This is a genomic window from Flavobacterium sp. PL12, from assembly GCF_039123485.1.
Classification (GTDB): Bacteria; Bacteroidota; Bacteroidia; order Flavobacteriales; family Flavobacteriaceae; genus Flavobacterium; species Flavobacterium weaverense.
In genome coordinates this window covers 103,475-111,085 of sequence record NZ_JBANDI010000010.1, presented here as the reverse complement: position 1 = coordinate 111,085, position 7,611 = coordinate 103,475, and the positions used below count along the sequence as shown (strand labels likewise).

General features: G+C 32.0%; 4 protein-coding genes. All 4 read left to right on the top strand.

All coding sequences use genetic code 11. From position 1 onward, the window contains the following. The first annotated feature begins 366 nt into the window (after positions 1-366). The 4 genes from RCH19_RS06680 (at position 367) to RCH19_RS06665 (ending at position 7,358) form a co-directional block, all read left to right on the top strand. Entirely contained in the window at positions 367-2,667 is a 2,301-nt protein-coding gene (locus RCH19_RS06680) for an outer membrane beta-barrel protein (RefSeq protein ID WP_343022575.1), read from the top strand. Positions 2,668-2,671: 4 nt separating this feature from the next. Beyond that, positions 2,672-3,658: an OmpA family protein gene (locus RCH19_RS06675; RefSeq protein WP_343022574.1), complete on the top strand. Its 987-nt coding sequence runs from the start codon at positions 2,672-2,674 to the stop codon at positions 3,656-3,658. A gap of 321 nt (positions 3,659-3,979) precedes the next feature. Then, entirely contained in the window at positions 3,980-4,363 is a 384-nt protein-coding gene (locus RCH19_RS06670) for a hypothetical protein (RefSeq protein ID WP_343022573.1), read from the top strand. Positions 4,364-4,934: 571 nt separating this feature from the next. Next, entirely contained in the window at positions 4,935-7,358 is a 2,424-nt protein-coding gene (locus RCH19_RS06665; RefSeq protein WP_343022572.1) for a polysaccharide lyase family 8 super-sandwich domain-containing protein, read from the top strand. Positions 7,359-7,611 lie beyond the last annotated feature (253 nt).

Below are 7,611 nucleotides of genomic sequence, written 5' to 3'. Positions count from 1 at the left end.
CTTCTGATCTAAAGTCCATTTCTTGTATTTCATGTTTCAAATATATAAGTTTGAAATTTAAAATAACACTCCGAACTTATCGGGGGCTAAAATAATTAGTTAGATTAATTGTCAACTATAATGACAGATTCTACAATCTCACAAAATATTTAAAAACCATATTTCATTACTCAAATAAATAAGGTTTTATTTTTAGTTGATTGCAAATTATATAAAAATGATTCAGCTGACCTAGGTCATTTTAGATACTTATATCAGTCAGTACTTTTGTAAGTAGTTTAAGGAACCCTTTAAACTCTTCAACTGAATTCAATTTTAAATAAATCTTTAATGCTTTACAAAAGTTTAATTCAAAAAAACAACACTATGAATAAAATTATTACTTTTTGTGTTTTAGGCCTTTTAGGAACTACAGCGCACGCTCAGATGAAAGACATCACGGTTACTTTGCAACCAACAGCTAGTTATAACTGGTTCGATAAGAACACAGCTATAGATGATGGAGTAATGTACGGGGGTAGAATAGGTTTTGGTTTCGGTGAAACTATCGAACTGAGAGCTATTTATGAGAAATCAGCCGATCTAAAAAACACCGTTGATGGACTAAATTTTTTTTCAAACGATTTTGTAAATAATTTCAATTCTAGAAGTGTAGATATCGAAAGATTTGGAGGTGAGTTTAAAGCAAATATCCCAACGCGTGGCACATTTGTCCCATACTTTACTGTAGGTGCTGGAGTACAATCCCTTAAAGTTGATATAGCTGCAGTAGGAGCTCCTTCAAACCAACAAAAATCAGATCAGATTTTCGCACATGTAGGATTAGGAACTCAAATTAAATTAGGTAATCGCTTATTTTTAAATTTAGAAGCGAAAAATACTATTTTTAATATGAATCCTTCTTCTGTCTTGTTTCAAGAAGGACAAGATCAAAGTGAACTTGAGAATTGGTTAAATGATAATCAGAATACAAGGATGTATAACTGGACACTTCTTGCAGGTTTACAATTGTATCTAGGTGGCCGTACACCAGAAGAATACAGTGCATTAGATAGAGCGTATAAAAATAAATTCTCTGGTGGGTCAGGCGGGTTTAAATTGATATTTGAGCCAACAGGTTCGTTCATCAATTTTGACAATGACACCAATTTAGCAGACTCTTACTTTCTTGGAGGTAAAGTTGGATTTGATTTAAATCAATATATAGGCATAAGAGGATTTTATTACCAAGCTACTAGAAATGAGCAAATATCAACTGATTGGGACGATATGGCTATGTATGGAGGAGATTTTATTGCCAAACTAAATGTATCTCGCGGTCTAGTTCCTTACATTAATTTAGGTGGTGGATATCTAAATGTTAATAATAGTAAATACGTTGGAAAGAATGGACTAACTGGAGCTAAGTCAGGCTATTTTGCAAAAGGTGGTTTAGGTGTGAATGTTCCACTTGGTCGTAACTTTGAAGTTTTTGGTGATGCAAGTTTAATGTATACATCAGAACGTGACAACGATGATTTACAGAATACTATTGCTCCTGACGAATTAAAAACACATACCATGTATAGTGTGGGTGTACGTTTTCAGTTAGGTAAAAAAGCTGCTGATACAGACAAGCTTTTAGAAAGAAAGATCGAAATAAGAGCAGATGAGAAAACGCAAGTTTATAAAGATCGTATCAATGATCTAGAGTCTGAATTATCTGAAGCTTATAGAAATAGTGACACTAAAAAAGCAGTAGAAATTATTGAGGAGAAAAAAGAATTAGAACGTAAGATTTACTTTGAAGAAGAACCTACAAACAGTAAAGCGAAACAGCAATTCAACAATGAATCTGCAAAAGAATCACGCGTTGAAATGACTCCTAAGGAGCTTGAAAACCTTATTGAAAAAGTAATACAAGGAGTTGACGAAGAATCTACAAAAGCACAAACGGTTGACCAAAGAATGGATCGATTAGAGAGACTATTATTAGAAATTAATACTGGTACTTATAGAGAAAATTTAACTCCAGCTCGCCAAGAAGACGCTTCACAGAAAATTTTGGATAAATTAAATGAGCTAGACAAAAAAATTGAGAGAAATACAGATAAAATAAATAATCTGAATTTTAATAATCAGAATCCAAATTTAGATAAGACAACCATTATTAATTCAGGCCAACCGAATCAAATAGCTCCACAGGTTATACAGCAACCAGAAACAGTTGTTAATTCAAATAGTGGTGGAAACACGGTTTTAAAATCTGAATCTGCAGTAAAAGGAGTTGCGACAGGATGGGTCGTAAATGAAGGAATTTCAGTTTTCACAGGTGTAGCTATCGCAGATCAGGTAGCAATGACTATAGGGATTAGAGGAAATTACTCATTTACTAATTCTCCGTTTAAATTTATGCCAGACGTATATGTGGCACCAGGAAAAAATACTGGATTTGGAATAAATGCAAACGTAGTAGTTCCCTTTCCAGTAAATAAAGGTGTGATTTTAAATCCTTACGCAGGTCTAGGGATTGGATACAATGATGCAGCTGGAGCTAGCACTTTTAGTCCAAATATTATTTTAGGTACTTCTTTTAATGTACTTGGAGGTCGCCTATTTGCAGACTATACAGCACACAATTTTGTAGATATCCACAGAATATCTCTTGGATATAAATTAAATTTTTAATACTATGTTAGAGCTAAATAAATTACATAAATTAAAAAAGATAGTAGTTTCTCTGTGCATCTTATTTTCAATTAGTACTTTCTCTCAAAATAAAAAAAATAGTGAAAAAAGTACTATCGTGATGACACAGTCAGAACTAGACTCATTTTTAAGTACAATTGCAGAAGCAAGAAGAACACAAATTAAAGAACGAGATAGTAGAAAAATGAAGCAGGATTTAACTGAGTTACGCTCAAAATCGCAACAATCATCATTAGTACAACCACTTAGATATGAAAATGTTTCAAACGAGCAAATTCTTCGTGAATTGAATTATTTAAATCAGAGGATTGACCACTTAAGCTCAAGTAGCAATAGCATTTCTCCTTTAAGTAGAGATAATTCGACCATAATAATGCCAAGTAGTACACAAGCGTCAAATCCAGCTCTTTATCCTAATGCGAGAACTATCACAACACTTACTCCCGCGAAAGATTATAAAATAAAGCAGTTGGAGTTTACAATAGATTCACTTAAAAATGCCTACAAATCAAAAAAATCATATAATTCACTTAATGATAGTTTAGCAGGTGTTAAAGAACGATTACGAATTGTAAGACGTCAAATGGATAGTTTAGAGATGAAGGCTGAATCTTCTCAAAAAAGTTTCAAAAAAGATGTATTAACGGGCAAAACTTACTTTAGGCAACAAGTTTATTTTGATAACAATTCAGAAACTTTGAGAGATGAATATTTAAAATATATCCAGAATTTGACAAATATTTTAGTAAAATATCCTGAAGCAAAAGTGTTGTTAGAAGGATGGGCTAGTCCTCTAGGCAAAACTATTTATAATAAGCAGCTTTCAATGCGAAGAGCAGAATCAGTGGAAAAAATATTTTTAAAGAATGGAATTGAAATTAAACGTATTCTCACTTCTTTTAGGGGTGAAGATTTGTCATCCTCTGCATCACATGCAAGACGTGTTGAGATGTCAATCATTGTACAATGATGTAATTAATTTTTAAATATTAGATTAGTTAAAAAGTAAAAAGCTAGTAAATCAAGAGATTTGCTGGCTTTTTGCGATTATATAAAGTTATTGCAGATTTATTTCTCATCTAAATAACTTTAATATTTAAAACTTAACTGAATGAAACGGCAGTCGTAAATACTAATTTTTAAAAGTAAAGTTAAATTTTCAATTACCGAATTTCAAATCATATACAATCACAAGCATCTTATAATTAATAAAGTATAAAATATAATTGTGTAAATAATAACTTGATTCTTTTACTAATTTTAATTATTATTAATTCAAACATTCAACAACATGGATAATTTAAGTAAAACAGCAATTGAGATTAAAGAGGGATCAAAAGAATGTTTAGAAAACATGACAACAGTCCAAAAAACTGGAACTGAGCACACAAGTGAAGGAGATAACTATAATTCTCCGGAACATGATGACGATAGATTAAGTGATTATGAAAATAAAGAACTTAATGAAGAAGAGGATAATGACGATTTTTTAAATAGTGGAGAAAATGATGAAGACATGGATGACATGGATGAAATTGACGAAAGTGATATCGATGAACAATCGGATAATGATACAAATGATGACGAGAATGCGCAGAACAACGAGCACTTTTTAAATAGCGCTGATCCTAATGATCCAATAGGAGATGGTTCAAACAGAAATGAAAATTATTAGTTTAAAAAGAAGCAAAATATTAACTGAATTAAATACTTTAAAGAGCAGTCTCAAAATCCTGTTCTCTAAAGTATTTATTTTTGCAAAAATAATTTTCACTTACCTTTTAGCCTTAAGGCAATTCAAAATTCAAGAAATTCAACTTTAAATTTTCATCAGGTTTGTACACATTGAAATTTGGTACAACAGAAAAAGGCTACACTCCGCTTTGATTTATGCAACTATAGAAGACTTTATCAATCAAATTAATTACAAAAATTTAGCTTGACCTATACTGCAGGTTTTATTTACAGATCCAAATATTAGATTAAAACAAAAATGATAAGTTACATGAGGATAACAGAGCTTAAAAATTACGACAATTCCAATTTTTATAATAAAATTTTGACTTAATTAGCATGACTTTTGAAATTTAAAACTTCAATTATTTATATTCAGGAACTTTTTTTGTTCTCTATCTCGAAATTACCGCTTTAAAAACAAAAAAATTAGCTTATCACATAGCCAATAATTTTAAAAATGCATGGTTCTTGAGAAGAGAAAAGTGTTAGCAAAACAAAAAATAAAAAAAATGAAAAAAAACGTCTACTACCTTTTAATATTACTAATAGCATCAGCTCAAGTTTTTGCGCAATCAGAACCACGAAAATGGGCTTTTGATAATTATCATAAATACTACAACCCAAAAGTAAATGAGCCAGAGAAAGAGCAAGCAATTGAAAAATTAAGAGCGCATTATGCTACCTCAACTGAAGTAGATGGTAGGATAGGCAGCGTAAAATTAAGTTGGAAAGAGTGTAGCGAATTAATCCAAGAAAATGGTGCATTCAAGGATTTAATCGATAAAGAAAGAAACGTCGCAAGTACTGTTGCTGAAGCTTATAAAAGACTAGCTAAAATTGCGATATCTGTTAGACGTGGTGAAGTAACTGCAGAAGTAGCGCTAACGCCTTCCTATCTAAAATCTATTATTTATTATGGTAATTTAGAAATTAGTAGATCTAACTATGTACATCGTTTTCACGATTCTTGTTTTAGTATTCCGTCTTCGGCAGTTAGTATTTACTTTAGTTTTTTAAAGCAAATGGACGCTAATGAAAGTGGACAAAACAAAAATCCATTATTAAAAGAAGCCTGTGACATGCTAAAAGTTACGGCATTACAATCATGGACACAACCACTGCGCAAAGATGCTACAGATAATAATGTTGTACAAATAGAACGCTTTAGACATCACGTTTGGTGGGTAGGTGGAAATGGATTAGGAGGTTGGTCTGGGTACCGTGCTGTAATGCCTGTTGCTGTAATGTATAAATCAGTACCAATGATTGAATTACTAGCAGAGGTAGCAGTGGGTGGACTTAGCAATACTGCACAAAACACAAACGAAACTGATTTTTGGAATGAAGGTATGACTGTAGATGGCGCAGGATGGGGACATGGCAGACAATGTTTGATTTGGGGATATCCAATTCATGGCTCCAATGGAATATTTGGAATACTGAATTTACTAAAAGATACTCCTTTTAATAAGAATATCGATCGCGAAAACGTTGATGCTTTATTGAACTTTATACGAGGTGGTAATTTCTATTACTATAAAGGATATATACTGCCGTGTCTTGATCGTGGTTCAATGGTTTATGATAATAAAACGAGTGTTATCTCTTATATAAATATTGTAAACAACTTGATCACTAACTACATTAACGTGCTAACTAAAGCGGAATTAAATGAATTAACACAATTAAAAAAAGAAGCGCAAACAAAAAACATCCAAATGAAAGATTATCCTGCAGGGATGTATAACGGCACTCGTTGGTTTTTTAATAATGATGATTTAATAAAAAAAACTGATGATTATCACCTCATCGTTAATATGGCTTCTAGCAGATGTTCTGGATTAGAAAGTGCTGATAATACTGCTGACAATTATAATTTTTATACTGCTGATGGATTGACATTATTCCAAAGAACTGGTTATGAATACAAATCTATTTTTGGTGCTTATGATGTAACCGCATCGCCAGGAGTAACGGCAAGGGAAGGCATGGAAAAATTAGTTCCTGTAACTAATTGGGAAGGATATAATAGTTTACACAATTTTGCAGCAGCTGCAACTAGTGGTGGATTAAATAGTGCTTCTGGTTTCATTTTCGAAAAAAATAATACATATGATAAAAAGGATGAAAATGGCAAAACTAATAAAATTACAAACGAAATATTATATGGTGTAAAAGCAAATAAATCATGGTTTATTGTAGGCGATTACATGGTAGCTCTTGGTGCTGGAGTAAACAATAATAAACCGGAAATGGCTGGAACTATTCGTACTACTATTGATCACACAGCATGGGAAAATGAAGTTACTTTAATACAAAATGGAAAAGAAAAATCACTTTCTGGAAACATGGGTTCTATTTTAGCCGATAAAAACCCAATCTGGATTAAGCAAAAAAATAAGTTTGCCTATACCCTATTGCCTGAGTTCTCGAAGAAAATGAATTATACTTTAGAGACTAAAGAAACAGATTGGATAAAAATGAATCTCACCAATAAAAGCAAAGCAGACGCACCAAAATCTGTTAAAGTTTTTAAATTATGGTTGGATCACGGGCAAAAACCGACAAACGATACCTATGGTTATGTTGTTTATATTGGCAAAGGAAATCCTGCTGCTGAACTTCCAATGGTTGTAACAAATAACGATACAACTTTGCAAGCGGTACAATCTATGGATGGAAAAGTTATTGGTGCTGTATTTTATTCGAAAAATGCGATAATGAAAGCAGGCACAACTACGTTGAAAGTTTCAGCTCCTTGCGCTGTTTTGATAGAAAAAGTTAGTAAAGGATATATCATAAGCGTTACCGATGCTGAAATGAATAAAGACTTGAAAGAGATTGTAGTAACCTTAAATGGAAAATCTATTTCGTTTGCAATGCCTCAGGGTAAAGAATGCGGAAAACCAATTTCTCAGACAGTTACTCTATAAATCTATCAAAAATTTATTCTTTAAATCACAAAAATTAAAAGCGCTGAACTTAATCAGCGCTTTTTTTGTAAAAAGCATTTGTAATTCGAATTCATAATATGTTCGCAAAAAATAATAAGCGATAGCGATGATAAATTAGTGAATGAATTGTTCATAAATCCTACAAATGACATCGCCATGAAATTATTAAAATATGGTGCAGAAGTATAACTTATAGAAGCCCGAAACCGTGCGAAATGACATTAAGAATCGT